The sequence below is a fragment of the Pseudomonas sp. P4795 genome, from assembly GCF_048822895.1.
Taxonomy (GTDB): domain Bacteria; phylum Pseudomonadota; class Gammaproteobacteria; order Pseudomonadales; family Pseudomonadaceae; genus Aquipseudomonas.
Window position 1 is genome coordinate 130,911 of record NZ_JBMFBT010000005.1, and the last position, 24,711, is coordinate 155,621.

The window sequence follows — 24,711 nt, forward strand, 5'->3', positions numbered from 1 at the left end:
GCTTGTTACACCTTCCTAGTGGGCAAATGACTGCGACGATACTGCTCCGGCGTACAACCGGCCTGGCGGGCGAACATTGCGATAAACGCCGAGCCGCTGCTGTAGCCGAGGTCAAAGGCGATTTCCTGCACGCTGCGCGAAGTTTCCAACGCCTCGATGGCCGCCAGATAGCGCAGACGCTGGCGCCATTCACCGAAACTCATGCCCAACTCGCGCACAAACAGCCGCGCCAACGTGCGTTCGCTGACATGCACTTGCAGCGCCCAATGCGCCAATGGCTGGTTGTCGCCGGGTTCGGCCTGCAGTGCTTCGAGAATGCTCAACAGCGCCGGACTGCTGGCGTATGGCAAATAGCATTCGTGCACCGGCGCCTGGCGCAGTTGATCAACCAGCACCTGCGCCAGTCGCTGATCGGTATCCGACTCGGGAATCTTCACATCGCGACTGGCGAAGTCCTTGAGAATCGCTTTAAGGATTTCGCTGATTGCCAGCGTGCAGGCAGTTGGCGGCAGATCGGCGCACACCGCCGATTCCAGACACACCGCCCGGTAGTTGACCGGTTGATGACTGTAGAAACTGTGCTCGACCTGCGGCGGCACCCAAACGGCGTATTGCGGCGGCGACATGAAGCGGCTGCCGTCGACATCCATGTGCAACACGCCGTGCGCCGCATACTCCAGAGTCCCCCACGGATGGCGGTGCGGCGCGGCGTATTCGTGGGTGTTGAAGTCGGCGTAGCGGAAATACACCGCCGACGGCAATTCGCTGAAATCCAGCAGGTCGATGTGTTTGCTGTTCATGTTGTCCGTCGCAAGGGGCGCTCTGTCTGTTTTGCAGTATAGGGCTGCATCCAGACAGTGGATAATCGCGTTTCATCAACGTAATGGTTTTCCCCCCATGCAATACGCGTTTCCCCTGCTGGCAATTTTCATCTGGGCCGGCAACACCGTGATCAACAAACTGGCGGTCGGTGCGATCTTCCCGGCCGAGATCGGTTTTTACCGCTGGCTGTTCGCCGCTGTGCTGTTCACACCGTTCATGCTGAAAAAGGTCATTGCGCACTGGCCGCAGATTCGCCCGAATCTGGGCAAGATTTTCGTCCTTGGTGTGTTGGGCATGGCGGTTTATCAGAGCCTGGCTTACTTCGCCGCCACAATGACCACCGCGACCAACATGGGCATCATCCTGTCGCTGATGCCGCTGATGTCGCTGGCCATGGCGATCGTCAGCCTCGGCCAGCGCCTGACCGCGGGCGCGCTGGTCGGTGCGGTGTTGTCGTTCGCCGGGGTGCTGGTGGTGGTGTCGTCCGGCAGTCTTGGTGCACTGCTGCAACACGGGGTGAATCTGGGCGACGCGATGATGTTGATCGCGACCCTGGCCTACGCGATCTACAGCACCTTGCTGAAAAAATGGCAACTGCGCCTGCCGCCATTGGTATTGCTGTATCTGCAGGTGCTGGTGGCGGTGGTGGTGTTGTTTCCGCTGTTCGCGGTTTCGCAGAAAACCGGGCTGACGCTACAGAACATTCCGCTGGTGCTGTACGCGTGCCTGCTGGCTTCGATGGTCGCGCCGCTGGCGTGGATGCAGGCCGTGGTACGCCTGGGGCCGAGCCGGACCACGTTGTTCTTCAATCTGCTGCCGCTGATCACCGCACTGATTGCGGCGGTGGTGTTGAAGGAGCAGTTGGCGCTGTATCACTTGGTGGGCGGGTTGTTGACCTTGGGCGGAGTGATCCTGTCCGAGCGCTGGACCACCGTGCTTGGCCGCAAACTCAGCGTCGCCTGACCCGGTCACCTGTGGCGAGGGAGCTTGCTCCCGCTGGGCTGCGCAGCAGACCCCGCTTTTGAGTTGGAAAGCGGGGCCGCTTCGCGCCCCAGCGGGACGGTGCGGCGATCCGACAAGCTCCCTCGCCACAAGGGCTGGCTAAACCCCGGCGGCTTTCAGCCGGGCCGCATGCTCGACAAACAAGCGCACCGGATCCGCGCCCTTCCCCACCAGCCCCAGCGACTGGTTGATGATGTCGAAGTGATCCAGCGGATAGTCATCCCCAATCACCGTGCCCAGGTGCGAGCTATAGCGGCCGACCATGCCGTCGCACTGCCCCAGCTCGCGCACGAAGGTTTTGGCGAATAACCGGCAGCTGCGATTGGTACCGTCGAACAGATTGCCGCCACGGTCGGTCTTGCCCGGTTGCAAAGTCCCTGACCACGAGTAATACCGTACGCCGTTAACTTCCTCCGGCCCCTGCCCGCCCCAGGTTTCGGGCAAGCCCTGTGGATAACGCTGATTGAACAGCGCGACACCTTCAGTCGTCAGCGATTGGTGCGAGGCGTGAATATCCACCGGCAGTTTCGGCCCGCGATAACCGGTTTCCAGCAGGCTCATCAATGCGCCGATCAAGCGCAGCAAAACCTCGAGAATACGGCCCTTTGCACTGTCCGCCGGGTAGTGTTTTGCCAGATAGTCAGCCAGTTCCGAACCATGGTTCGGCCCGGCCACGGATGTCACCGAAGCCACCAGATCCGGGCGTTTCGCCGCTGCATAACGCGCCGTCAGCGAGCCTTGGCTGTGGCCGAACAGATTGACTTTCTGCGCGCCGGTCTCGCGCAGAATCTCCTCGATCCGCGCCAGCAACTGCTCGCCTCGCACCTCGCTGGAATTCAGCGGCGACACCTGAACGGCAATCACCGTGGCACCACCTCGGCGCAGCGCCGCGATGATCCCGTACCAGTACGGATACAGCAGCAAGCGGATAAACCCGAGCATGCCGGGCACCAGCACCAATGGATAACGCGTAGCCGAACCTTGCGACATGGGGTAGACATCCTTGTGGTCGGTGAGTGACGCAAGGCGTGCAAGACGCCCGCCAAGCATCACTAGCGATGATGACAACTCGACGAGCAGTCTAGGTCATCCTGAACATCTGCCGTGGCCGCAGGCCCCGCGCTGAATCAGATAAAACTTTTCGCCTCACGCGCAACTCACAACTTGGGTAGCGATCACGCCTGTAGAGCGTGGCGCCAATCGGATTAGCCTCCAGGAGACTGAAATGAGCGATCTGCATTTGTCTGATGTTCAAACCCTGCGCGAGCGCGCGCGGCAAAACGTGGAAAACGGTGCCGTCACCGAAGGCTACAGCGCCGACCGCGACGAAGTGCTGCGCCTGCTCAATGAGTCGCTGGCCACGGAACTGGTCTGCGTGTTGCGCTACAAGCGCCACTACTTCATGGCCAACGGTGTGAAGGCGCATGTCGCTGCCGAGGAATTTCTGGAACACGCCACTCAGGAAGCGCAGCACGCCGACCGTCTGGCCGAGCGCATCGTGCAATTGGGCGGCGAGCCGGAATTCAATCCTGACCTGCTGTCGAAGATGTCCCACGCGCAATACGTCGCCGGGAACACCTTGAAAGAGATGGTTTACGAAGATCTGGTGGCCGAGCGGATTGCGATCGACAGCTATCGCGAGATCATTCAGTACATCGGCGAAAAAGACCCGACCACGCGGCGCATCTTCGAAGACATCCTCGCGCAGGAAGAAGAGCATGCGGATGACATGGCCGACATCCTCAACGACCTTTGATAACCGGTAAAAGCAAAAGATCGCAGCCTGCGGCAGCTCCTACAGGGTGTAATTCAATCCTGTGTAGGAGCTGCCGAAGGCTCGGGCCGCGATCGGACGATCTTTTGATCTTTTACTTGGTGGGTTTGACAGTGACGGGCGCCTTGCCCGCCTTCATCTGTTCGAGCAACGGCGCACACTGATTCGGCTCACCGCCGCTCGGCGCTATCAGTGCCAACAGCCCAGCCGCCGGCGCAGCAATCACGCCCAGCGCCACCATCCCCGCGCCACGCAGCAACAACGGCACCGCTTTCACCCCGGCATCCGGTTTGATGAACTTGCCGCGCACATACAGCGGCGAACGCAGCGAAATCAAACGCCAGCCCTTGGATTCCGGCGTCACGGTCAGGTCCAGCTGTTCGGTGGCCATGTTCGCCGTCCCGTCGACGTAGATGATCGCGTTCTCGGTATCGAACACAAACAAACGTGTCGAGGCCAGGCCGGTCTTGATGTCGAAGTCCGCCGCCGCGCAGTTGATCTTTACTTCCTTGTCGCCAAAGATCTTGCCCATCACGTAGTTGCCGACATTAAGCCCCGCCAACTCCATCAACTCACGACTGATCGCACCGTCGTTGATCAGCATTTTCAGATTGCCGTTGGCGCTGCCCAACAGCTTCGCCACCGAGTTGCCGCGACCGCTGATGTCGGCGTCGCCATTCAGCTCGCCGAAACTGGTCTTCATCGGTTCGAAAGTCGGGAACAGCTGTTTGAGCTTGAAGCGCCGCGCGGTGAGTTTGGCCCTGCCTTCGAGTGGTTCGGCACGGCCATTGAGGCGGATTTGCGCGTCGAGATTGCCGCCGGCCACGCCGAAACGCAACGGCTCCAGGCTGAGGACGCCGTCGGTCAGCACCAGATGCGTATAGAGGTCGGTGAACGGCAATTCTTCGCTGTGAACGATGCGCTTGCCGGTGAATTCGACGTCGGCGTCCATGTCGCGCCAGCGCTCGGTCTTGAATTCTTCGACCGGCAGCACTTTATCCGTTGGCTGCTTGCTCTCGCCGCCGCGAGCCTTCTGCTTGGCGTTGGAATCGGCGCCGATCAGCGGTGCGAGGTCGGCGAACAGCAATTGATTGGACAGCAGCGCGCCGCTGAGCTTTGGTCGTGGCTGACTGGCGACGTAGGCCAGATCGCCGTGAATATCGCTGCCGCCAATCTTGCCGTTGAATTTTTCGTAGCGGAACTGCGCGCCAGCAGGGTCTTGCAGCTTGGCGATCAAATGGCCGTCGGTGGCATATGGCGGAGTATCCGGCAGGGTCACGCCGGTCAGCGGATACAAGTTACCGAGGCTGGCGCCAGCGAGTTTCAGGCGCAGATCAAGGGCGCCGAGATTCAGCGGATCAGTCAGGGTGCCGGCGAGTTCGATGCTGGTATCGCCAATCTTCGCCTGCGCCTGCAACGGGAACGGTTTGCGCGAATCCTGCAATGCCAGCAGGCCGCCGATCTTGCCTTGGCCGGCAAGTTTCTGGCCGTGGTACTGGCCAGTGACTTTCAGGCCGAACGCATAATCCTGCGGCGCAGCATGCTTGTCCTGCGCAGCTTTCGCGGCTTTGTCACCGACGATCTCGCTGAACGGAATCGGCTTGCCCAGCGGATCGATCAACACATCGAGACTGGTTTTCAGCGTCTGGTCATCAAGGGTGACGTGGCCCTTGTCGAAACCGATGGCACCGATGTCCACCACCCAGTTCGAGGGTTCGGCATTCGGGTCCTTGGGATCGAATTTGAACGTCCAGTTGGCGCGACCATCGGCCAGGCGTTGCAGATCGGCATTCGGCTCAGTCAGGTCGATGCGCGGAATCGCCACGCGCTGGGTCAACAATTCCAACGGCGAGATACGCAGTTCGACGCGCTTGAGCGTGACCATTTGCGGCTTTTTCGACCACTCGGGGTTGCCCAGGCTCAAATCCTCGGCCACCACGTGCGGCCACGGCACCCAGGCGCGCCAGCCGCCCTCGTCCAGCTCACGCCGCCAGACCACCGCCAGGTTGCCATTGATCGCAAACGGTCGGTGCAGTTCTTCCGAGACTTTGGCGTTGAGCGGCGGTTTGATGCGGTTCCAGTCGAAGAACACGATGACCAACACCAGCACCGCTAATAGCAGAACAAAAGTGGTGAAGGTCCAGGCGAGGATTTTACGAGTGCGCGTCATTGCACAAAGCTCCTGAAGACGACTGCGTCCGAGAACCCGACGCAGCTGAAACGGTGGGCCGAAAGCGGCCCCATTATGAGTTCTGTGACTGACAAAGCAGCCGCAGGTTTAATTGAAAGTCCGATTCGCGGGTAAAAAGCTGCCGCGATTCTGACCGATCAGTCGAGTTGGCGTTACCGCCCCCGCACTTTTGCAGGGCGCGAGTGGGTGGAAAATACCCACCTCGGTGCAAAACCACTCGCCTGAAAGGCCCGATCTAGAGCCTTCCAGCAGAACAATCAATTCTGTTGATTATTACCATTGCGTTTATGAACTTTTATATCGACTTATCGAGAGTATCATTGCCCTCGTACCCACTTTATCGCCCTCCCGAGGAGCAACCCATCATGAAACGCCAATTACTGCTTAGTCTTACCCTCTCGATGCTGGCCAGCACTGCCTTCGCTCTGCCAGCCGCTGATCAAGCTACTCCACAAGTCAAAGCCAGCCACTCTGTGTTCAGCCAGACCCTCGCTGAAGACGGCTACGACAAGACTCCACAGGGCCAGACTGTCGCCGAAAACGGTCGCAATCGTCTGGAAGAAAAAGGCCTGGTCGAAGATGGCTACGACAAAACCCCACAAGGCCAGTCTGTAGCCGAAAACGGTCGAAATCGTCTGGAAGAGAAAGGTCTGGTTGAAGACGGCTACGACAAAACCCCACAAGGCCAAGCTGTTGCCGAAGGTGGTGGTGACCGTGTGATCGAACGCAACAGTGCCTTGAGTTAAGCCCTTGGCGGCCTGGAAAAAAAGCCCAATCACCGGATTGGGCTTTTGACTTTTAGAACGCCGGCATAAACAAATCGCTAATTCCCCGCTACACCCCCGCTGCCGTTCGACGCCAACGAAGCCGATTTGCTAGAGTGCGGCGCTTGTCCCGACCAGAACACACCTTGCGATGCTGCCCCGCGCCGAACAGAAACAACAGACCCGCAACGCCCTGATGGATGCTGCCCGCCATTTGATGGAGAGCGGCCGAGGATTCGGCAGCCTGAGCCTGCGTGAAGTGACGAAAACCGCTGGCATCGTGCCTACCGGTTTCTACCGCCATTTCGCCGATATGGACGAGCTCGGCCTGGTGCTGGTCAGCGAAGTCGGCCAGACCTTCCGCGAAACCATTCGCCTGGTGCGCCACAACGAATTCGTCATGGGCGGCATCATCGATGCGTCCGTGCGGATCTTTCTCGATGTGGTCAGCGCCAACCGTTCGCAATTCCTGTTTCTCGCGCGCGAGCAGTACGGTGGATCGCTGCAAGTGCGCCAAGCGATTGGCCGCTTGCGTGAAGACATCAGCTCCGACCTCGCGGCCGATCTGGCCTCCATGCCGAAACTGCAGCATCTGAGCCGTGATGGTTTGAGCGTGATTGCGGATCTGATCGTCAAATCGGTGTTCGCCACTTTGCCGGAAATCATCGATCCGCCGGCCGAAGCGCTGCCCGAGCACCTGATGCCGCAAGCGAAGATTACGCAGCAACTGCGTTTTATCTTTATCGGCCTCAAGCATTGGCAAGGCCTGGGCAGCACCGAATAAAAATCAAAAGATCGCAGCCTTCGGCAGCTCCTACAGGAGGCTGCGAGCTTTTTTGCGCCGCAAATTGGTGCATGTAAAAACCTTCACGCACCAAAACCTCTCATATCTCCGCAACATTCTGAAACATCAACTACGCTCCGACAGGGATTTCCCACATCTCGTCCGATTGGCAAGCCCCTTGCTCTAGCCTGAGCATTGTCCATTGCTGGAAGCTTTCCGATGCTGGTGATTCATCGCAGAATCGCGCCTCAACCCGTCTGGGCCGCCGAGTTGCACCTGACCTTCGAAGCACGCAGCAAAAGCCGTCTGCGCTGTTTCAGTGCCGAGGGTGAAGACGTCGGGCTGTTTCTGGAGCGCGGTCAGCCGCCGTTGTTTGATGGCGAATGCCTTGAGGCTGAGGACGGCCGCATCGTCAAAGTCTGCGCCCGTCCCGAGCAACTGCTGCACGTCACTTGCGCCAGTGCTTTCGAACTGACCCGCGCCGCGTATCACCTGGGTAACCGCCACGTCGCCCTGCAAGTCGGCGACGGCTGGCTGCGCCTGCTCGACGATTACGTGCTCAAAGCCATGCTTGAACAACTTGGTGCACAGGTCGAAGCGATTGAAGCGCCGTTCCAGCCGGAACACGGTGCCTACGGTGGCGGCCATCACCATTCACGCCACGGCGAGGAAGCGTTCAATTACGCACCGAAACTGCATCAGTTCGGCGTGCGTTTATGAATCCGGCCTGGGCGCTGCTGCGCCTGGCCAGTCCGCAATTGCCGATTGGCGGCTACAGCTATTCGCAAGGTCTGGAAATGGCGGTGGATAACGGTCGAGTCAACAACCCCGACAGCGCGCGGCGCTGGATCAGCGATCAACTGCTGCTGAATCTGGCGCGTTTCGAAGCGCCGCTGTTACTCGCCCATTGCCAGGCCGCTGCCGAGGAAAACTGGGGCGAGTTGCTGCAAATCTGCGAAGCCCACCGCGCCAGTCGGGAGACGCGCGAGCTGCATCTGGAGAGCCGGCAGATGGGTTATTCGTTGCAGCAGTTGCTCAACGGTTTGCCGGAGCTCGATCAACCGGCGCGAGATTTCCTCGAACAATGCAGCGAGCCGCACCTGGCCCTCGGCTGGGCACTGGCCGCCCGCGCCTGGCACATCAGTCCGCAGGATGCGCTCGCCGCGTGGCTGTGGAGTTGGCTGGAAAACCAGCTCGCGGTGTTGATGAAAACCTTGCCGCTTGGCCAGCAAGCCGCCCAGCGCCTGACCAGTCAATTGCTGCCGCTGTTGCAACAGACGCAGCAGGACGCTACTCGCAGCAATCCCCAACACATTGGCAGCGCCGCTTTCGGTCTGTCCCTGGCATGCATGGCCCATGAGCGCCAGTACAGCCGCCTGTTCCGTTCTTAGGAGAAACAACCATGACCTCACAACCTCTGCGCGTCGGCATCGGCGGCCCGGTCGGTTCCGGCAAAACCGCGTTGACTCTGGCGCTGTGCCTGGCCTTGCGCGAGCGCTACAACCTGGCCGTGGTCACCAACGACATCTACACCCGCGAAGACGCCGATTTTCTCGTGCGCAACGAAGCCTTGGCGCCGGAACGCATCATTGGCGTGGAAACCGGCGGCTGTCCGCACACGGCGATTCGCGAAGACGCCTCGATCAACCTTGAAGCGGTCGATCAACTGAACCGGCGCTTTCCGGGGCTGGATCTGATTCTGGTGGAGTCCGGTGGCGACAATCTGTCCGCGACCTTCAGCCCGGAACTCTCCGACCTGACCATCTACGTGATCGACGTTTCGGCCGGCGACAAGCTGCCGCGCAAGGGCGGGCCCGGCATCTGCAAATCCGACCTGCTGGTGATCAACAAGATCGACCTGGCGCCGCTGGTGGGCGCCTCGCTGGAGTTGATGGACAGCGACACCCAACGCATGCGCAACGGCAAGCCGTTCGTTTTCAGCAACCAGAAAACCGGTCAGGGCCTGGAAGCAATCATCGCCTTCATCGAACGCCAGGGCTTGCTCACCGCTGCCTGATTTTTAACAACAAGGAAGCTTATTCATGACACTCAAACGCATTCTCGGCGCAGTCGCGCTGCTGCTGACCCCGGCGCTGGCTTTCGCCCATCCGGGGCATGGCGACACCGGCCTGATCGCCGGCATCAGCCACCCGATTGGCGGCCTCGATCACCTGCTGGCAATGCTCGCGGTAGGCCTGTGGGCTGCGCAGCAACAAGGCGCCGCGCGCTGGGCGCTGCCGTGCACTTTCGTCGGCACCATGTTGATTGGCGGCATGCTCGGGTTTGAAGGACTGGAGTTGCCAGCACTGGAAAGCGGGATTGCGGCATCGGTACTGGCGCTGGGTCTGGCGGTGGCGCTGGCAGTGCGTCCGCCGCTGATGATGGCGGTTGCGGCGACGGCGGTGTTTGCGCTGTTCCATGGCGTGGCGCATGGGCTGGAGTTGCCGGAGATGTCCAGTCCTTGGGCGTATGCGGCGGGGTTTGTGGTGGCGACGGCTGCGCTGCACGCGGCGGGTTATGGCGTGGTGCGCGTGCTGCCTCAAGCGGCGGCGCCGTTGGTGCGCCTGGCCGGAGCGGCTTCGGCGGTGACTGGTGCGTGGTTGCTGGCCGGGTAATCGACACACCACCTGTAGGAGCTGCCGCAGGCTGCGATCTTTTGATTTTTGCTTTTTTAGATCAAAAGATCGTCCGATCGCGGCCCGAGCCTTCGGCAGCTCCTACAGGGATCGTGGCCTGACAGACACCGAGTCTCTAATGCCAGTCTCTCTGCTACCATGTCGCGCAATCGCCCCTGCCGTGACGACGTCCGCCCATGCCCCACGCTTCCCGCTCTGCCTCCCAGCCTGAATTGACCGCCCTGTTCGGCGACGTGCACCAGCACTTTCTCGACGTGATCGTGCCGCTCTGGCAAGGCCCGGGCTGGAATGCCGACATGGCATTGCCTTATGAGGCGCTGGACGCCGCGCATCAACCACTGCCACCGCAGCGCTATCGCGCAATGGCCTGTGCGCGGCAGCTGTATCTGTTTTCCAGCCTGATCGGGGTTGTGGATAACGCCGAGCTTCGCGCGGCAGCGCTGTTCCAGTCCCTGCACCGGCACTTTCATGATGCCGAGCACGGCGGCTGGTTCTACAGCATCGATCCACAGGGCAAACCGCTGGATCAGCGCAAGGATCTGTACACCCACGCGTTTATCCTGTTCGCCTGCGCGCATTACTGGGAAAAATCCCGTGAGCCGCTGGTTCAATCGACCTTGAACGCTGCGCTGGAAGTCATCGGCCGACGCTTCGCCACTGGCGATGGCCTCTTCGAAGCCTGTCTTGAGCGCGACTGGGCAACCCTGCAAACCGGCCCGCTGCAAAATCCGCTGATGCATCTTGCCGAAGCATTCCTCGCGACCATCGCGGTGCGTGAAGACCCGGCGGCGCAGAAAGCGTTGAGCGAGTTATGCACAGCCATGCACAAGCAATTCGTCGATCCGCAATACGGCGTGTTGATGGAGAAACCGCTGGGCGCTGTGGATAACTGGTACGAGCCGGGGCATCAGTTCGAATGGTATTTCCTGCTCGAATCCTCGCCACTGCTGCGCGATTCGAAACTGCACGCGGATCTGGATCGGGCGTTTGCGTTCACCGAGCAGTTCGGCGTGGTCGAGCCATCCGGTGCCGTACGGGCGATGCTCGATCTGGAGCTGGATGGACGGCCGAAGGATTCAACCCAACGCATCTGGGCGCAGGCTGAATACCTGCGGGCGCTGACCTTGCGCCCCAATGCCGAAGCCGCTGTGCTGCGCCAATTGCTGGCGCTGCAACAGCACTTCCTGCATGCGGGGGGCTGGTATGAGTGTCGCGACGAACAGGGCGAGGTCAGCCGCAAGGACATGCCGTCGACCACGCCGTATCACCTTGCGACCTGCTATCGCGGGTTGGCTGAATACCTGCGCTGACCTACAGTCAGGCGACCCACTTCTTGTCGCCGGTGAAGCTGATGGTCAGCCATCGGGCGGCATCCGGCTTGCCCAATCTGGCCGAGATATCCTCACGCAAGACGTCGAGTTGGCCGACGCTCTCCAGCCGATAATCCGACGGCAAAATCACATGAATCTCGATGAACCGCGCCCGGCCGTGCTTCTGCACGTAGGACATGTAATCGTCGAATCCATGCTCGACTTTCGCCGCCTCCATTACTTGGCGCACCTGTTCATCCAGCGTGTTCGGGGCGATCCCCAACACATCACGCAATGCCGGGCGCACAATTTTGAACGCCGGGGCGAGCATGCTCAGGGCCAGCAGAATCAGGATCAACGGGTCGACGTAAAGCGCCCACTCGTCATAGCCCTGGGACTTGAGCAACAACGCCGTGAGAAAACTCACCAGCAGGCCGACAGAAAGCATCGCGTCCACCAGCCAACTGATGTTGTCGAACTGGATCAGCGTAGATTTGATCTTGCGATTGCGGTGACGAATGTAGAAGAAGTAGGCGAACTCTATGACGGTAAACACGGCCGCATAGATGATCACCATGCCCAGCTCGACTTCACGCCCGCCGCTGATGATGCCGAACACGCCGTTGAGAAATGCATAGATGGCGATCAAGAACAGGAAACTGCCTTCGATCAGCAGCACCATCGGCTCCAGATGCCAGAAACCGAACTGAAATCTGTGGTTGCTTTGCTTGGCGATCAACCTGGCGGTGATCAGCATCAGCACTTTGATGAAGGTCGCGATCAGCGAGAAAAAACCATCGAACAGGATGGATTCGGCACCAGAAATAAAACCGGTCACGATCCCGGCGATCGATACGGCAAACATCAGAAGGGTGGATTGTTTGAGCAGCGACTGCTCACCTCGGTTACTCACTTTAACTCCTCGAAAACCTTGAAAACCGCAGGGGTGCGGTGGGGTTGCGGGGAGGGAGTTTACCTTACTGCCGGTTTAGATCGTTTTTGTGGCGAGGGGGCTTGCCCCCGTTGGGGTGCGAAGCGCCCCCCCAAATAGCAGGGCCTGCTGCGCAGTCCAACGGGGGCAAGCCCCCTCGCCACAGGGTTTTGTGTTTAAGCCTTGTTACGCTCGATGGCGAAGCCAGCCCAGGTCTGACTCACCGGCATCAGCTCAAGGCTGTTGATGTTGATATGCGCCGGCGCATTCATCACCCAGAAAATCGTCTCGGCGATGTCCTGCGGCTGGATCGGCTCGGCACCCGCGTAAGTCGCGTCGTAGCGCGCCTGATCGCCAGCAAAGCGCACCAGTGAGAACTCGCTCTCGCACAGGCCCGGCTCGATGTTGCTGACGCGCACGCCAGTGCCCTGCAAGTCGCAACGCAGGTTCAGCGAGAACTGTTTAACAAATGCCTTGGTCGCGCCATACACGTGGCTGCCCGGATACGCGTAGTTGCCGGCGATCGAGCCGAGGTTGACGATGCCGGCGCCACGGCCATGGGCGATCAGGCGCGGCAACAGCAGGCGAGTGGCGTACATCAGGCCTTTGACGTTGGTGTCGACCATGGTGTCCCAGTCGTCGAGGTCGCACTTGGGGGCCGGATCGACACCCAGCGCCAGCCCGGCGTTGTTGATCAGGCCACGCAGTTTAGCGAACGATGGCGGCAGGTTGGCAATCGCCTCCTCCATCGCCTTGCGATCACGCACATCCAGCACCAGGCCATGCACCTCGGTCTGCTTCGACAGCTCGGCACACAGCGCATTGAGGCGTTCTTCACGACGACCGGTCAGCACCAGTTTCCAGCCAGCCTCGGCAAAACGACGGGCACAGGCTTCACCAAAACCGGAAGTAGCGCCGGTGATAAACAGGGTGTTGGACATCGTGTTCTCCTGACTTCGACCGCCGTGGCAGCCATTGAAATGGACCATCAGCGGGCAGCATGCCCGGCCCGGCAATCACAGGCAACCACCGAACCCTGTACAAAAAACGATCAACGCCTTGAGCGCCATAGCCTGCGCGGGCTGTAGCCATGTGCGCGCATGTTATCCACAGTCTGCTCCACAGATAACGGGGGCAAGTGCAAAAGCGCAAAGCCCCGCCACACAAGGCTTCGCGCAGGATTTTGAAAGTTTTTTGCTTGACCCTGAACCGAGGGATGTGCGGGACAGGGCATTTTGCACGACTACCCGCTCATGGACGTGATTGCGCGAGGCCAGCAATCACGGCCCTTAGCGCAGTCTTTCCAGAGTTTAATCACAGACTTATCCACAGGTTGATGCACTAGCCCTTCACCGATTTTCGTCGCCTATAAAAAGGTTGACAAGCGAAGCGTCTGCTTACCAGAAAACGTCTGATCAAAAAACAACCACAAGCCTGCAAGCCACGGTTTCAGAGGCTTTCAGCCAGCTACTCCCACGTTATTCACAGCCAGCTCCACAGCGAATGGGGACAAGTCAAAACTGTGCAAAAACAGCCATTTGCAGCGTCTTTATGTCGCGCTTTACGAGCTTGGCGAATTTGTTTTCCACAATTTCAGAAACTCCTCGAAATTCAGATGTAAAAAAGCCCCGGGACTTGCGTCGCGGGGCTGTTTATAACTGCGGAGAATTCAGTGCCCGCCCAGATAGGCGTTGCGCACCTCCTCGTTCACCAGCAATTCCTTGCCGGTGCCCGACAGGCGAATCTCGCCGTTGACCATCACATACGCCCGGTCGGACAGTTTCAACGCATGGTTGGCGTTCTGCTCGACGAGGAAAATGGTCATGCCGGTTTTCGCCAGTTCGCGCAGGGTGGCGAAGATCTGTTTCACCACAATGGGCGCCAGCCCCAGGCTCGGCTCATCCAGCAGCAACAACTTCGGCCGACTCATCAACGCGCGGGCGATGGCAAGCATCTGCTGCTCGCCGCCGGACATGGTCATCGCCCGTTGCGTGCGACGTTCTTCGAGCCGTGGAAACAGCGCGAACATGCGCTGCATATCCTCTTTGGCGTACTTGTCGCCAATCGGAATGGTGCCCATCAGCAGGTTTTCCTCGACGGTCATGTCAGGGAACACCCGCCGCCCTTCCGGCGATTGCGCGATGCCGTTGGAGGCGATGTAGTGCGATGACTTGTGGGTGATGTCCACACCTTGGTAGAGGATCTGCCCGCTGGCCGCGCGCGGCTGACCGAAGATCGACATCAACAGCGTGGATTTGCCAGCACCGTTAGAGCCGATCAGGCTCACGGTTTCGCCTTCATTGATCTGCAGCGAGACTTTTTTCAGGGCCTGAATCGGCCCGTAAAACACGTCCAGCTCCTTGAGTTCGAGGATGGGTTGCGTCATACCAGCTCCTCTTCATCGGCGCCCAGATACGCAGCAATCACTTTCGGATCGTTGCGAATTGCCTCTGGTCCGCCCTCGGCGATGACGATGCCGTGGTCCAGTACAACGATGTGATCGGAAATGCTCATGACCATACCCATGTCGTGTTCGATCAGCACCACGGTCAGATCATGCTCGTCGCGCAGCAGCCGGATCATCGCGCTCAGCGCTTCGGTTTCCTGAGGGTTGAGGCCGGCGGCCGGTTCGTCGAGGCAGATGATCTGCGGACGCGTGCACATGGCCCGGGCGATCTCCAGACGGCGTTGCTGGCCGTAGGACAGTTCACCGGCCAGACGGTTGGCGCAATCCACCAGATCGACCACTTCCAGCCAGTAGAACGCGCAGTCCAGCGCGTCGCTCTCGGCCTTGCGATAGCCCTTGGTGTTGAGGATGCCGGCGAGCATGTTGCGGTTGACCCACATGTGCTGGGCCACCAGCAGGTTTTCCAGCACCGACATTTCCTTGAACAGACGAATGTTCTGGAAAGTTCGGGCCAGGCCTGCGCGGTTCACCAGATGGGTACCGCCGAACATTTTGTAGTACATACGGCTGAGAAAACTTTTCGGCGAAACGAAGTCGGTCGGTTTGAACGACTCGCCCAACAGTTGAATCACGTTGGTCTGCTGGCCGCGCACGTTGAGCTCGATCTTGCCGCCGGAGGCTTTGTAGAACCCGGTCAGGCAGTTGAACACCGTGGTCTTGCCCGCACCGTTGGGGCCGATCAGGGCGAAGATCGAGTTGCGTTTGACCTTCAGACTGACATCGCTCAAAGCCTTGATGCCACCGAAGTGCATCATCAGTTTTTCCACAGAGAGAACGACTTCACTCATGGCGCAGCCCTCTCGTAGTGAATCGCCCCTTTGCGTGGTTTGACCCCGGTCCGGCTGATGCGGATCAGCCCGCGTGGTCGCCAGATCATCATCAACACCATCAGGATGCCGAACAGCAACACGCGGTATTCAGCGAAGCCGCGCAGCAATTCCGGAGCAACCGTCAGCACGAACGCTGCAATCACCACGCCGATGGTTGAACCCATGCCGCCGAGCACGACGATGGCGAGGATCAGTGCCGATTCGAAGAAAGTGAACGAGGTCGGGTTGACGAAGCCTTGGTAGGTGGCAAAGAACACCCCGGCCAGACCTGCAGTCGACGCACCGATGGTAAACGCCGAGAGCTTGACCAGCACGTGATTGAGGCCCATCGAGCGGCAGGCAATCTCGTCCTCACGCAGCGCTTCCCAGGCGCGACCGACCGGCATTTTCACCAGACGATGTTTGATGTACAGCACGGCCAGCACCACCAGGAACAGCACCGCGTAGATGAAGTAGTACTTCACGTCCGGGTTGTAGGCGATGCCGAAAAACTCGTGGAACGGCACCCCGCCATCCTTCGCGCGCTTGCCGAACTCCAGACCGAAGAACGTCGGCAGCGGCGCCGGCATGCCGTTTGGGCCTCCGGTCAGCGACAGCCAGTTGTTGAGCACCAGACGAATGATTTCACCGAAACCGAGGGTCACGATTGCCAGATAGTCACCGTGCAGGCGCAACACCGGAAACCCGAGGATGCACCCCGCCAGCCCTGCAGTGATCGCCGCCAGCGGCAGCACCGTCCAGAAACCCAGCCCCAGGTACTGATAACCGAGCGCCAGACCGTAGGCGCCAATGGCGTAGAACGCCACGTAACCGAGGTCGAGCAGACCGGCCAGACCGACCACAATGTTCAGCCCCAGCCCCAGCAGCACATAGATCAACCCAAGGATGACCACGCCCAGCAGATAGGAGTTGGAAACGAACGGTACGATCACCGCCAGCACAATCAGCAGCGGAATGATCCAGCGCAGGCTGGATTTGTGATCGGCGGGCAACACATGCACACCGGAGCCGGTGCTCTCGAATCCGTCGAGAATCTTCAGGCCTTTCGGCGTTTGCAGGAACAGGCTGAGGGCAAACCGGCCGGCCATGACGATGGCGATGATCCACGCCACGCGGGTGGTTTCGAGGTTGAAGCTGTAGCCATCGAGTACGACGCCGACAATCGGCCCGAAAACGATCAGGGCAATCAGACCGGCCAGAATCGCCTCAACCAGGCTCTTTTTGATATCAATGGATTTTTCAGTGGTTGCAGACATCGCTTACACCTTCGACACAAGAGGACGGCCCAGCAGGCCCTGCGGCCGGAAGACCAGAACAAGTACGAGCAGCGAGAAGCTGAACACGTCTTTGTAGTCGGAGTTGACCAGACCGGAGAACAGCGACTCGGAGATGCCGAGGATGATCCCGCCCAACATCGCGCCGGGCAGCGAGCCGATTCCACCGAGTACCGCAGCGGTGAACGCCTTGATGCCGATGATGAAGCCGGCGTAGAAGTCGAACGTGCCGTAGTTCATGGTGATCAGCACGCCGGCCAGAGCCGCCATGGCTGCACCGATGATGAACACGTAGGAAATCACTCGATCAGTGTTGATGCCGAGGATCGAAGCCATCTTGCGATCTTGCTGGGTGGCGCGGCACATGCGGCCGAGCTTGGTGTATTTGATGATGTAGGTCAGCAGTCCCATGCCGACAAACGCGGCGATCAGAATGAACACCTTGGTGTAGGTCAGCTGGACAAATCCGGTACCGACTTCGACCCGCCATGCGCCGGTCAGCAGCGTAGGCACGCCCTGTTGTTTGGCGCCTTGGGCAATCTGTGCGTAGTTTTGCAGAATCAGCGAAATACCGATGGCGCTGATCAGCGGTGCCAGTCGGGTGGAGTTGCGTAGCGGTTTATAGGCGACACGTTCGATGACCCAGCCATATACCGCCGTGACGACGATGGTGAAGATCAACGTACCGAGCATCAGCAGAGGGAAAGATTCGATACCGAAGTACGCCAGCAGAGCCAGACTGATTGCCGCGAGGTAAGCGGAAATCATGTAAACCTCGCCGTGGGCGAAGTTGATCATGCCGATGATGCCGTAGACCATTGTGTAGCCGATGGCGATCAGGCCATAGACCGACCCGAGGGTCAGGCCGTTGACCAGTTGCTGCAGGAAAATACCATCCATAACGCAATCTCACGCAGTGAGAACCTGCACACCCGAAAGTGTGCGGCTCTTCTAAGGAAAATACAGATATACGTCGGAGCAATGTCAGTCAGGATCGGGATGACCTCCACTGGAGATCTATGGAGATCAGCCGATCAAGTCAGCCCTTACTTCTGTTTTTCCAGCTGGTGATACTTGCCATCCTTGTCCCACTGGTAAACCACGTAGTCGGAGACTTTCAGGTCGCCCTTGGAGTCCCAGGCTTTTTCGCCCATGACAGTTTTCACCGGGTTGGCTTTCAGCCACTTGGCCGCTTCTTCGCCCTTGTTCGACTTGGCGCCGTTGAACGCAGCAGCCAAGGTCTGAACCGAAGCGTAGGCGTACAGGGTGTAGCCTTCAGGCTCGGTACCGGCCTTGCGGAAAGCGTCCACCACGGTTTTGCTGTCAGGCAGCATGCGTGGGTCGGCGCCGAAGGTCATGAGCACGCCATCAACGAATTGCGGGCCGCCAGCGGTGGTCACCAGTTCGTCAGTCACGATGCCGTCGTCGGACATGAATTTCACGTCCTTCAGACCTTGCTCACGCAGTTGGCGAACCAGCGGACCGGCTTCCGGGTGCAGACCGCCGAAGTACACGACGTCGGCGCCAGCGCCACGGATCTTGGTGACGATGGTGCTGAAGTCTTTCTCGCCACGGGTCAGGCCTTCGTACAGCACCGGCGTAACGCCGCGCTTGACCAGTTGCGCCTTGGTGGCGTCTGCCAGGCCTTGGCCGTAGGTGTCTTTGTCGTGCAGCACGACAACCTTTTTGCCCTTGAGCACGTCGACGATGTAGTCGCCAGCGACGATGCCTTGCTGGTCGTCACGTCCGCACATGCGGAACATGGCGCTCAGACCACGCTCGGTAACTTGCGGGTTGGTCGAACCCGGGGTGATCGCGATGATCCCGGCTTCGTCGTAGATTTCCGACGCTGGAATGGTCGAAGAGGAGCAGAAGTGACCGACCACGCCGGCGACTTTCTGGTTGGTGAGGTCCTTGGCGACCGTCACGGCCTGCTTCGGTTCGCAGGCGTCATCGCCTTTGACCAGTACGATTTTTTCCCCGTTGACGCCGCCCGCTGCGTTGACCGCATCGGCCGCCGCTTGTGCACCCTTCATGTACTGTTCGCCAAATGCCGCGTTGGCGCCCGTCATCGGACCGGCGACACCGATTTTCACATCAGCCTGTGCAAACGCAGAAACACCCAACGCAGTAGCCACTGCGAGGGCCAGAAAGCCTTTCTTGTAAAACGTCTGGGACATGAGGTGGTGCTCCAAGGTTTTTTTTAGTTGGCACTGCGACTTCAGTTCACTGGATGCTCAGAGCAAGCGCCGTGCCATCGGTTTTTTATTCTGCAAAAAGTCGCTGCCTTGTTGTTATTTCGACTGTTTCGATCCCATTTTCATTGGGCGTGCAACCGTCTAAACCGCGGAAGGTGAAACCGTAAATATTTTCAGGCGCAACCCGCGTGCGCCATCATTGCAACCGCGCCAGCAAACGACGTGCAACCAGCCTGTAACAGCCCGCGTCACCGAACTGCACACTGCTGGTGCGGAACTGCTACAACCCGCACCATTACAGGCTAGTCGCTGCATCGAAAAGCGCCGCTTCCGGCAACATATTTCAACAATCAGATAACAATGCGCAGGCATTGGCCCGCGTGGTACAGCGAGAATCCGGCCTCGTACAGACAGCTGCGCAAGCCGACACCGGCCAGCGGCTGCATTGGCGCGAAGGGAATCGGCAGGGTTTGCGGATTGCCGTTGCACAGATAGTCGGCGAAGGCTTTGCCGACCACGGTGCCAGTGGTGACGCCACGTCCGTTGTAACCGGTGACCGCGACCAGTCCCGGTGCCGGTTCGAACAGCCGCATCAGATGATCTGGCGTGAAGGCGATGCGCCCGGTCCAGGTGCATTCCCATTCCACCGGTTTCAGATTGGGGAAGTAATGCTGCTGTACGCGGTCGGCCCAGGCCTTGAGGAACCAGGCCGGTTTCTGGTTGCCGTTGCCCAGGCTTCCGAGCAACAGCCGGCCTTCTTTGTCGCGGCGAATACTGCTCAGTACCTGCCGGGTATCCCACGAGCCCTGCCCGCCCGGCAGAATTTCCTGCGCGGCGTCTTCGGTCAGCGGCACCGAGGCGACCTGATAGTAATAACCGGGGAAAAAATTGCGCTTGAGCTCGGTCCAGTCGCCTTCGGTGTAGGCGTTGGAGGCGATCACCACTTTCTCGGCGAGAACAGAACCATGTTCGGTCTGCACCGACCATTGCGCGCCTTGGCGCTCCAGACGGGTGACTGGCGAATGATCGAACATCTGCCCGCCGAGACTGAGCACGGCGTTGGCCAGACCTGTGGTGTAAGCCATCGGATTAAGCGTGCCGGCGCGTCGATCGAGCAACGCAGCGGCGATTTTTTTGGTGCCGGTGGCTTGCTCGCAGGCCTTGCCGGTGAGCAACTCGACGGGGGCACCGCGACGTTTCCATTGTTCCTCGCGACTGCGCAGATCCGCCTCGCCACGGGCGTTGTGCGCCATGTGCAACGTGCCTTCGCGGCGCAACTGGCAATCAATGTTGTATTTATCCACAAGGCTGAACACCAGCGCCGGCGCGCCACCGAGCATGCGGTTGAGCTGGCTGCCGACCGTTTCGCCGAAGCCGGCTTCGATCTCGTCCGGCGGGATCCACATCCCGGCGTTGACCAGCCCGACGTTGCGCCCCGATCCACCGTGACCAGCACGATGCGCCTCAAGCACGCAGACGCTTTTGCCTTGTTCCAACAAATGCAGCGCTGCTGACAGACCAGTAAACCCGGCGCCGATCACACAGACATCGACTTTGACTTCACTCCTGAGCGCCGCATTATCCGGCCTTTGCGGCGTGAGCTTTTCCCACAGACATTCTTCGCGTAACGGCATTGCCAGACTCCAACAGAAACCTGCCAAACACACCAAAATGATCGTTCCCACGCACTGCGTGGGAACGAGGAACTGTCAATCGAAGGTAATGCCCTGCGCCAGCGGCAATTCCAGCGAGTAGTTCACGGTGTTGGTCTGCCGACGCATGTAAGCGCGCCATGCATCCGAACCCGACTCACGCCCGCCGCCGGTCTCTTTCTCACCGCCAAACGCGCCGCCAATCTCCGCACCGCTCGGGCCGATGTTGACGTTGGCAATCCCGCAGTCGCTGCCGATCGCCGACATGAACTGCTCAGCCTCACGCACATCGGTGGTGAAGATGCACGACGACAAGCCCTGCGGCACGGCATTGTTCAGACGCAACGCTTCCTGGAAGTCGCTGTAACCGACCACGTACAGAATCGGCGCGAAGGTTTCGCTGCACACCACGTCGCTCTGCTCGGGCATTTCGACGATGGCCGGCGACACGTAATACGCATTGGGGAATTGATCTTCGAGTTGACGTTTTCCGCCAAACACCCGACCACCCTCGCTCAGTGCCTGCTCGAGCGCGTCCTGCATGTTTTCGAAGCTGTGCTTGTCGATCAGCGGGCCGACCAGATTGCCCTCCAGCGGATGGCCGATGCGTACCTTCGAATAGGCGGCTTTGAGACGAGTGACGATTTCTTCTTTGACCGATTCATGCGCAATCAAGCGACGCAACGTGGTGCAACGCTGACCGGCAGTGCCGACGGCGCTGAACAGAATCGCGCGCACGGCCATGTCCAGATCAGCGCTCGGGCCGAGGATCATGGCGTTGTTGCCACCCAGCTCGAGAATGCTGCGCGCGAAACGTGCGGCGACTTTCGGTGCCACTTCGCGGCCCATACGCGTGCTACCGGTGGCACTGATCAGCGCCACACGCGGATCATCCACCAGCGCTTCGCCGGCATCGCGGCCGCCAATGATCACCTGGCAAAGATTCGCCGGCGCGTCGCTGAAATTCTTCACCACGCGATCGAACAACGCCTGACAGGCCAGCGCGGTCAGCGGGGTTTTCTCCGATGGTTTCCACACCACCGGGTTGCCGCAGACCAGCGCCAGCGTGGTGTTCCACGCCCACACCGCGACCGGAAAGTTGAACGCGCTGATCACGCCGACCACGCCCAGCGGGTGCCAGGTTTCACGCATGTGATGGCCCGGACGCTCGGAGGCGATGGTCAAACCGTACAGTTGACGGGACAGACCGACGGCGAAATCGCAAATGTCGATCATCTCCTGCACTTCGCCCAGACCTTCCTGAGTGATCTTGCCCGCTTCCCAGGACACCAGCTCGCCGAGATCGGCTTTGTACTCGCGCAAGACTTCACCGAACTGCCGCACCAGTTCGCCGCGACGCGGGGCCGGCACCTTGCGCCAATGCTCGAACGCATGATCTGCGCGACTGATGTGCTGCTCGACTTCGGCCGCGCCTTCCCAGTTCACAGCCGCGATGCGACTGCCGTCGACGGGCGAATGCACCGGCACTTTGCCGTTCTGATACAGGGCCGGGTTCACACCTAGACGATCAAGCAATGCGGCAACCATGGGTCACTCCTCAAGCAAAAAACTGAATGTGTGCGGGCGCTGTTTTCCACCCGTGCAGACCATTAGTTGTAGCGCTCCTTCGGTGAGGCAACAAACGACCATTAAGCGAGATATCATTCCGTTTATTCATGCTGCGCGTTGCGTGCCGTACAAAGACAAGAAAAAGGATCAGCCATGCTCAACAAACGCCACTTGCCATCGATCACCGCGTTGCAGTGCTTCGAAGCCGTGACCCGGCACTTGAGCTTCACCCGCGCCGCCGAGGAACTCAACCTGACCCAGAGCGCCGTCAGCAAACAGGTGGCGCAGCTGGAAGAACTGCTGCAGCACTTGCTGTTTCGTCGCGTACGTCGACGTTTGCAGATGACCCCGGCCGGCGATTTGTACCTGGTGGAAGTGCGAAAAATCCTCACCCAGGTGGAAATGTCTACGCATTACCTGCGCTCCTACGGCGGCGAGACCGAAGTCCTGCGCGTCTCCACGCCATCGACCTTCGGCGCGCGCTGGCTGGTGCCGCGCCTGAAGGGCTGGCGTCTGCGCCATCCGTCGATTCATCTGGACTTGTGCAACGAACAGGAAGCCGATGACTTGCTGCAAGGGCGCAGCGATCTGGCGTTCTACTTCGGCCAGGGGGCGCGTCCCGGCACCGAATGCCTGAAGTTGTTCGGTGAAGAGCTGGTGCCGGTCTGCGCGCCGTCCAGCCTGCCGGCCACACCGTTCACCGACCCGACGCAACTCACCGATCTGGTGCTGCTGCAAAACGCCTCACGCCCCCAAGCCTGGCACGAATGGTTCGACGCTCAGGGCTACCACACCGAACACAGCTACCACGGTCCGCGCTTCGAAACCTTCTATATGTGCATCCGCGCCGCCCAGGTCGGTTGCGGTGTAGCGCTGTTACCGAGGTTTCTGGTGGAAGAGGAATTGGCCGACGGCAAACTGGTCATTCCCTGGCAGCATGCAATGCCCAGCACGGACGCGTATTACCTCGCTTATCCGGAACACTCGGCGGAAGTGCCCAAGGTGCGCGATTTTGTGAAGTGGATGCTGGAGCAGATCGACAGCCCTACCGAATCCCAGACTTGAAATACTCCTGTGGCGAGGGGATTTATCCCCGTTGGGTCGCGCAGCGGCCCCAAAAATCTTAGCGCGACGACTGCTTAGCAGCCGAACGGGGATAAATCCCCTCGCCACAATGATCATCCGCCACGAAAAATCGCTGGCACAACGCACCATTGATATGCGCCACTAGCGCCATTGATTGCTTCCGCGCCACCGCGCGGCCCGTCTGGAGACCCCGTTATGAGCGAGAGCGTGTTTGCCGATCGCATCGTGCAGAACCTGCTCGACACCGACTTCTACAAACTGACGATGATGCAGGCGGTGCTGCACAACTACCCCAACGTCGAAGTCGAATGGGAGTTTCGTTGCCGTAACAGTGAGGATCTGCGCCCGTATCTGGCCGAGATCCGTTTTCAGATCGAGCGCCTGGCGGATTTGAGCCTGAGTGCCGATCAGTTGAGTTTTCTCGAGCGCATCAGCTTCCTCAAGCCGGACTTCCTGCGCTTTCTCGGACTGTTCCGCTTCAACCTGCGCTATTTGCATACCGGCATCGAAAACGGTGAGCTGTTTATCCGCATCCGCGGGCCGTGGCTGCATGTGATTCTGTTTGAAGTGCCGCTGCTGGCGCTGGTCAGCGAAGTGCGCAACCGCTATCGCTATCGCGAAACCGTGCTGGAACAGGCGCGCGAACAGCTGTATCGAAAGTTCGACTGGCTGACGGCCAACGCTTCGAGCGAGGAATTGTCCGAGTTGCAGGTCGCCGATTTCGGCACGCGTCGCCGGTTTTCCTACCGCGTACAGGAAGAAGTGGTCAGCGTGCTCAAGCACGATTTTCCCGGACGTTTTGTCGGCACCAGCAACGTGCACCTGTCGCGCGAACTGGACATGAAACCGCTGGGCACCATGGCCCATGAGTGGATCATGGCGCACCAGCAACTCGGCCCACGGTTGATCGACAGCCAGATTGCCGCGCTCGATTGCTGGGTGCGCGAATATCGCGGGCTGCTGGGGATTGCGCTGACCGATTGCATCACCACCGATGCTTTCCTCAGCGATTTCGACCTGTATTTCGCCAAGCTCTTCGACGGACTGCGCCACGATTCCGGCGATCCAGTGATCTGGGCCGAAAAATGCATCGCCCGTTACCACAAGCTCGGCATCGACCCGATGAGCAAGACTCTGGTGTTCTCCGACAGCCTGACGCTGCCCAAGTCGCTGGAGATATTCCGTGCGCTGCGCGGGCGGATCAATGTCAGCTTCGGCATCGGCACCAACCTGACCTGTGACATTCCGGGGGTTGAACCGATGAGCATCGTGCTTAAAATGACCGCCTGCAACGGCCAACCGGTGGCGAAGATCTCCGACGAGCCAGGCAAGACTCACTGCAAAGACCCGAATTTCGTCGCCTATCTGCGGCATGTGTTTCAGGTTCCTGCCGTTTCCAGCACATCTAGCAAGGAGTGAAT

At 59.6% G+C, this 24,711-nt stretch carries 23 protein-coding genes; 11 read left to right on the forward strand and 12 right to left on the reverse strand.

Translation table 11 applies throughout. The features are described 5' to 3' along the window. Positions 1–5 precede the first annotated feature (5 nt). Positions 6–800: an AraC family transcriptional regulator gene (locus ACOI8A_RS15720; protein WP_420647055.1), complete on the reverse strand. Its 795-nt coding sequence runs from the start codon at positions 798–800 to the stop codon at positions 6–8. A gap of 97 nt (positions 801–897) precedes the next feature. Here ACOI8A_RS15720 and ACOI8A_RS15725 point away from each other — a divergent pair, with 97 nt between their 5' ends. Then, on the forward strand, positions 898–1,785 hold the full coding sequence (locus ACOI8A_RS15725; protein ID WP_420647054.1) for a DMT family transporter: 888 nt from the start codon (positions 898–900) through the stop codon (positions 1,783–1,785). 138 nt (positions 1,786–1,923) lie between these two features. On the opposite strand, the gene ACOI8A_RS15730 is transcribed toward ACOI8A_RS15725, so the two are convergent. Continuing rightward, positions 1,924–2,814: an alpha/beta fold hydrolase gene (locus ACOI8A_RS15730; RefSeq protein ID WP_420647053.1), complete on the reverse strand. Its 891-nt coding sequence runs from the start codon at positions 2,812–2,814 to the stop codon at positions 1,924–1,926. 235 nt (positions 2,815–3,049) lie between these two features. Between ACOI8A_RS15730 and ACOI8A_RS15735 the strand changes: the two genes are divergently transcribed. Then, positions 3,050–3,580: a ferritin-like domain-containing protein gene (locus ACOI8A_RS15735; protein WP_420647052.1), complete on the forward strand. Its 531-nt coding sequence runs from the start codon at positions 3,050–3,052 to the stop codon at positions 3,578–3,580. Positions 3,581–3,692: 112 nt separating this feature from the next. Here the strand turns inward: ACOI8A_RS15735 and ACOI8A_RS15740 are convergent, their stop codons facing one another. Then, entirely contained in the window at positions 3,693–5,768 is a 2,076-nt protein-coding gene (locus tag ACOI8A_RS15740; protein WP_420651288.1) for an AsmA family protein, read from the reverse strand. Between the two features lie 386 nt (positions 5,769–6,154). Here ACOI8A_RS15740 and ACOI8A_RS15745 point away from each other — a divergent pair, with 386 nt between their 5' ends. The 7 genes from ACOI8A_RS15745 (at position 6,155) to ACOI8A_RS15775 (ending at position 11,283) form a co-directional block, all read left to right on the forward strand. Then, positions 6,155–6,535 (forward strand): hypothetical protein, encoded by a 381-nt coding sequence (locus ACOI8A_RS15745; protein WP_420647050.1) that lies wholly within the window; start codon positions 6,155–6,157, stop codon positions 6,533–6,535. A gap of 169 nt (positions 6,536–6,704) precedes the next feature. Continuing rightward, entirely contained in the window at positions 6,705–7,337 is a 633-nt protein-coding gene (locus tag ACOI8A_RS15750; RefSeq protein WP_420647049.1) for a TetR family transcriptional regulator, read from the forward strand. 219 nt (positions 7,338–7,556) lie between these two features. Continuing rightward, entirely contained in the window at positions 7,557–8,057 is a 501-nt protein-coding gene (ureE, locus tag ACOI8A_RS15755) for an urease accessory protein UreE (protein WP_420647048.1), read from the forward strand. Next, the gene (locus ACOI8A_RS15760) at positions 8,054–8,728 is read left to right on the forward strand and encodes an urease accessory protein UreF (RefSeq protein WP_420647047.1); all 675 of its coding nucleotides are present in this window, start codon (positions 8,054–8,056) and stop codon (positions 8,726–8,728) included. Before ureE ends, ACOI8A_RS15760 begins: the two co-directional genes overlap by 4 nt. Before the next feature lie 11 nt (positions 8,729–8,739). Then, a complete protein-coding gene (gene ureG, locus ACOI8A_RS15765) occupies positions 8,740–9,354 on the forward strand; it encodes an urease accessory protein UreG (RefSeq protein WP_420647046.1) in 615 nt (204 codons plus the stop codon). 25 nt (positions 9,355–9,379) lie between these two features. Beyond that, positions 9,380–9,952 (forward strand): HupE/UreJ family protein, encoded by a 573-nt coding sequence (locus tag ACOI8A_RS15770; protein WP_420647045.1) that lies wholly within the window; start codon positions 9,380–9,382, stop codon positions 9,950–9,952. A gap of 197 nt (positions 9,953–10,149) precedes the next feature. Next, positions 10,150–11,283: an AGE family epimerase/isomerase gene (locus tag ACOI8A_RS15775; protein ID WP_420647044.1), complete on the forward strand. Its 1,134-nt coding sequence runs from the start codon at positions 10,150–10,152 to the stop codon at positions 11,281–11,283. A gap of 7 nt (positions 11,284–11,290) precedes the next feature. On the opposite strand, the gene ACOI8A_RS15780 is transcribed toward ACOI8A_RS15775, so the two are convergent. The 9 genes from ACOI8A_RS15780 to ACOI8A_RS15820 all read right to left on the reverse strand — a co-directional run bounded on the left by ACOI8A_RS15780 (position 11,291) and on the right by ACOI8A_RS15820 (position 22,183). Then, positions 11,291–12,196, reverse strand: coding sequence for a cation diffusion facilitator family transporter (locus ACOI8A_RS15780; protein WP_420647043.1), 906 nt, complete (start codon positions 12,194–12,196; stop codon positions 11,291–11,293). Between the two features lie 194 nt (positions 12,197–12,390). Then, positions 12,391–13,155 carry an SDR family oxidoreductase gene (locus tag ACOI8A_RS15785; protein ID WP_420647042.1) on the reverse strand — a complete coding sequence of 255 codons (765 nt, stop codon included), beginning with the start codon at positions 13,153–13,155 and terminating at the stop codon, positions 12,391–12,393. A gap of 728 nt (positions 13,156–13,883) precedes the next feature. Further along, positions 13,884–14,600, reverse strand: a complete 717-nt coding sequence (locus ACOI8A_RS15790; protein WP_420647041.1) for an ABC transporter ATP-binding protein — start codon at positions 14,598–14,600, stop codon at positions 13,884–13,886. After that, entirely contained in the window at positions 14,597–15,469 is an 873-nt protein-coding gene (locus ACOI8A_RS15795; protein ID WP_016985385.1) for an ABC transporter ATP-binding protein, read from the reverse strand. Before ACOI8A_RS15795 ends, ACOI8A_RS15790 begins: the two co-directional genes overlap by 4 nt. Continuing rightward, complete coding sequence (gene livM / locus ACOI8A_RS15800) at positions 15,466–16,767, reverse strand: high-affinity branched-chain amino acid ABC transporter permease LivM (protein WP_420647040.1); 1,302 nt, start codon at positions 16,765–16,767, stop codon at positions 15,466–15,468. Before livM ends, ACOI8A_RS15795 begins: the two co-directional genes overlap by 4 nt. Positions 16,768–16,770: 3 nt before the next feature. After that, on the reverse strand, positions 16,771–17,685 hold the full coding sequence (locus ACOI8A_RS15805) for an ABC transporter permease subunit (RefSeq protein ID WP_041480712.1): 915 nt from the start codon (positions 17,683–17,685) through the stop codon (positions 16,771–16,773). Positions 17,686–17,831: 146 nt separating this feature from the next. Next, positions 17,832–18,965 carry an ABC transporter substrate-binding protein gene (locus ACOI8A_RS15810; protein WP_420647039.1) on the reverse strand — a complete coding sequence of 378 codons (1,134 nt, stop codon included), beginning with the start codon at positions 18,963–18,965 and terminating at the stop codon, positions 17,832–17,834. Positions 18,966–19,333: 368 nt separating this feature from the next. Beyond that, entirely contained in the window at positions 19,334–20,617 is a 1,284-nt protein-coding gene (locus tag ACOI8A_RS15815; protein WP_420647038.1) for an NAD(P)/FAD-dependent oxidoreductase, read from the reverse strand. Between the two features lie 75 nt (positions 20,618–20,692). Beyond that, on the reverse strand, positions 20,693–22,183 hold the full coding sequence (locus ACOI8A_RS15820) for an aldehyde dehydrogenase family protein (RefSeq protein WP_420647037.1): 1,491 nt from the start codon (positions 22,181–22,183) through the stop codon (positions 20,693–20,695). 174 nt (positions 22,184–22,357) lie between these two features. Between ACOI8A_RS15820 and ACOI8A_RS15825 the strand changes: the two genes are divergently transcribed. Both ACOI8A_RS15825 and pncB read left to right on the forward strand, forming a co-directional pair. After that, on the forward strand, positions 22,358–23,269 hold the full coding sequence (locus ACOI8A_RS15825) for a LysR family transcriptional regulator (protein WP_420647036.1): 912 nt from the start codon (positions 22,358–22,360) through the stop codon (positions 23,267–23,269). 216 nt (positions 23,270–23,485) lie between these two features. Beyond that, on the forward strand, positions 23,486–24,709 hold the full coding sequence (gene pncB, locus ACOI8A_RS15830) for a nicotinate phosphoribosyltransferase (RefSeq protein ID WP_420647035.1): 1,224 nt from the start codon (positions 23,486–23,488) through the stop codon (positions 24,707–24,709). The last annotated feature ends 2 nt before the right edge of the window (positions 24,710–24,711 follow it).

Bases quoted from the DNA above. Each gene is read 5' to 3' on its own strand.
- ACOI8A_RS15720 (WP_420647055.1), bottom strand. From the start codon at position 800: ATGAACAGCAAACACATCGACCTGCTGGATTTCAGCGAATTGCCGTCG.
- ACOI8A_RS15725 (WP_420647054.1), top strand. From the start codon at position 898: ATGCAATACGCGTTTCCCCTGCTGGCAATTTTCATCTGGGCCGGCAAC.
- ACOI8A_RS15730 (WP_420647053.1), bottom strand. From the start codon at position 2,814: ATGTCGCAAGGTTCGGCTACGCGTTATCCATTGGTGCTGGTGCCCGGC.
- ACOI8A_RS15735 (WP_420647052.1), top strand. From the start codon at position 3,050: ATGAGCGATCTGCATTTGTCTGATGTTCAAACCCTGCGCGAGCGCGCG.
- ACOI8A_RS15740 (WP_420651288.1), bottom strand. From the start codon at position 5,768: ATGACGCGCACTCGTAAAATCCTCGCCTGGACCTTCACCACTTTTGTT.
- ACOI8A_RS15745 (WP_420647050.1), top strand. From the start codon at position 6,155: ATGAAACGCCAATTACTGCTTAGTCTTACCCTCTCGATGCTGGCCAGC.
- ACOI8A_RS15750 (WP_420647049.1), top strand. From the start codon at position 6,705: ATGCTGCCCCGCGCCGAACAGAAACAACAGACCCGCAACGCCCTGATG.
- ureE (WP_420647048.1), top strand. From the start codon at position 7,557: ATGCTGGTGATTCATCGCAGAATCGCGCCTCAACCCGTCTGGGCCGCC.
- ACOI8A_RS15760 (WP_420647047.1), top strand. From the start codon at position 8,054: ATGAATCCGGCCTGGGCGCTGCTGCGCCTGGCCAGTCCGCAATTGCCG.
- ureG (WP_420647046.1), top strand. From the start codon at position 8,740: ATGACCTCACAACCTCTGCGCGTCGGCATCGGCGGCCCGGTCGGTTCC.
- ACOI8A_RS15770 (WP_420647045.1), top strand. From the start codon at position 9,380: ATGACACTCAAACGCATTCTCGGCGCAGTCGCGCTGCTGCTGACCCCG.
- ACOI8A_RS15775 (WP_420647044.1), top strand. From the start codon at position 10,150: ATGCCCCACGCTTCCCGCTCTGCCTCCCAGCCTGAATTGACCGCCCTG.
- ACOI8A_RS15785 (WP_420647042.1), bottom strand. From the start codon at position 13,155: ATGTCCAACACCCTGTTTATCACCGGCGCTACTTCCGGTTTTGGTGAA.
- ACOI8A_RS15790 (WP_420647041.1), bottom strand. From the start codon at position 14,600: ATGACGCAACCCATCCTCGAACTCAAGGAGCTGGACGTGTTTTACGGG.
- ACOI8A_RS15795 (WP_016985385.1), bottom strand. From the start codon at position 15,469: ATGAGTGAAGTCGTTCTCTCTGTGGAAAAACTGATGATGCACTTCGGT.
- livM (WP_420647040.1), bottom strand. From the start codon at position 16,767: ATGTCTGCAACCACTGAAAAATCCATTGATATCAAAAAGAGCCTGGTT.
- ACOI8A_RS15805 (WP_041480712.1), bottom strand. From the start codon at position 17,685: ATGGATGGTATTTTCCTGCAGCAACTGGTCAACGGCCTGACCCTCGGG.
- ACOI8A_RS15810 (WP_420647039.1), bottom strand. From the start codon at position 18,965: ATGTCCCAGACGTTTTACAAGAAAGGCTTTCTGGCCCTCGCAGTGGCT.
- ACOI8A_RS15815 (WP_420647038.1), bottom strand. From the start codon at position 20,617: ATGCCGTTACGCGAAGAATGTCTGTGGGAAAAGCTCACGCCGCAAAGG.
- ACOI8A_RS15820 (WP_420647037.1), bottom strand. From the start codon at position 22,183: ATGGTTGCCGCATTGCTTGATCGTCTAGGTGTGAACCCGGCCCTGTAT.
- ACOI8A_RS15825 (WP_420647036.1), top strand. From the start codon at position 22,358: ATGCTCAACAAACGCCACTTGCCATCGATCACCGCGTTGCAGTGCTTC.
- pncB (WP_420647035.1), top strand. From the start codon at position 23,486: ATGAGCGAGAGCGTGTTTGCCGATCGCATCGTGCAGAACCTGCTCGAC.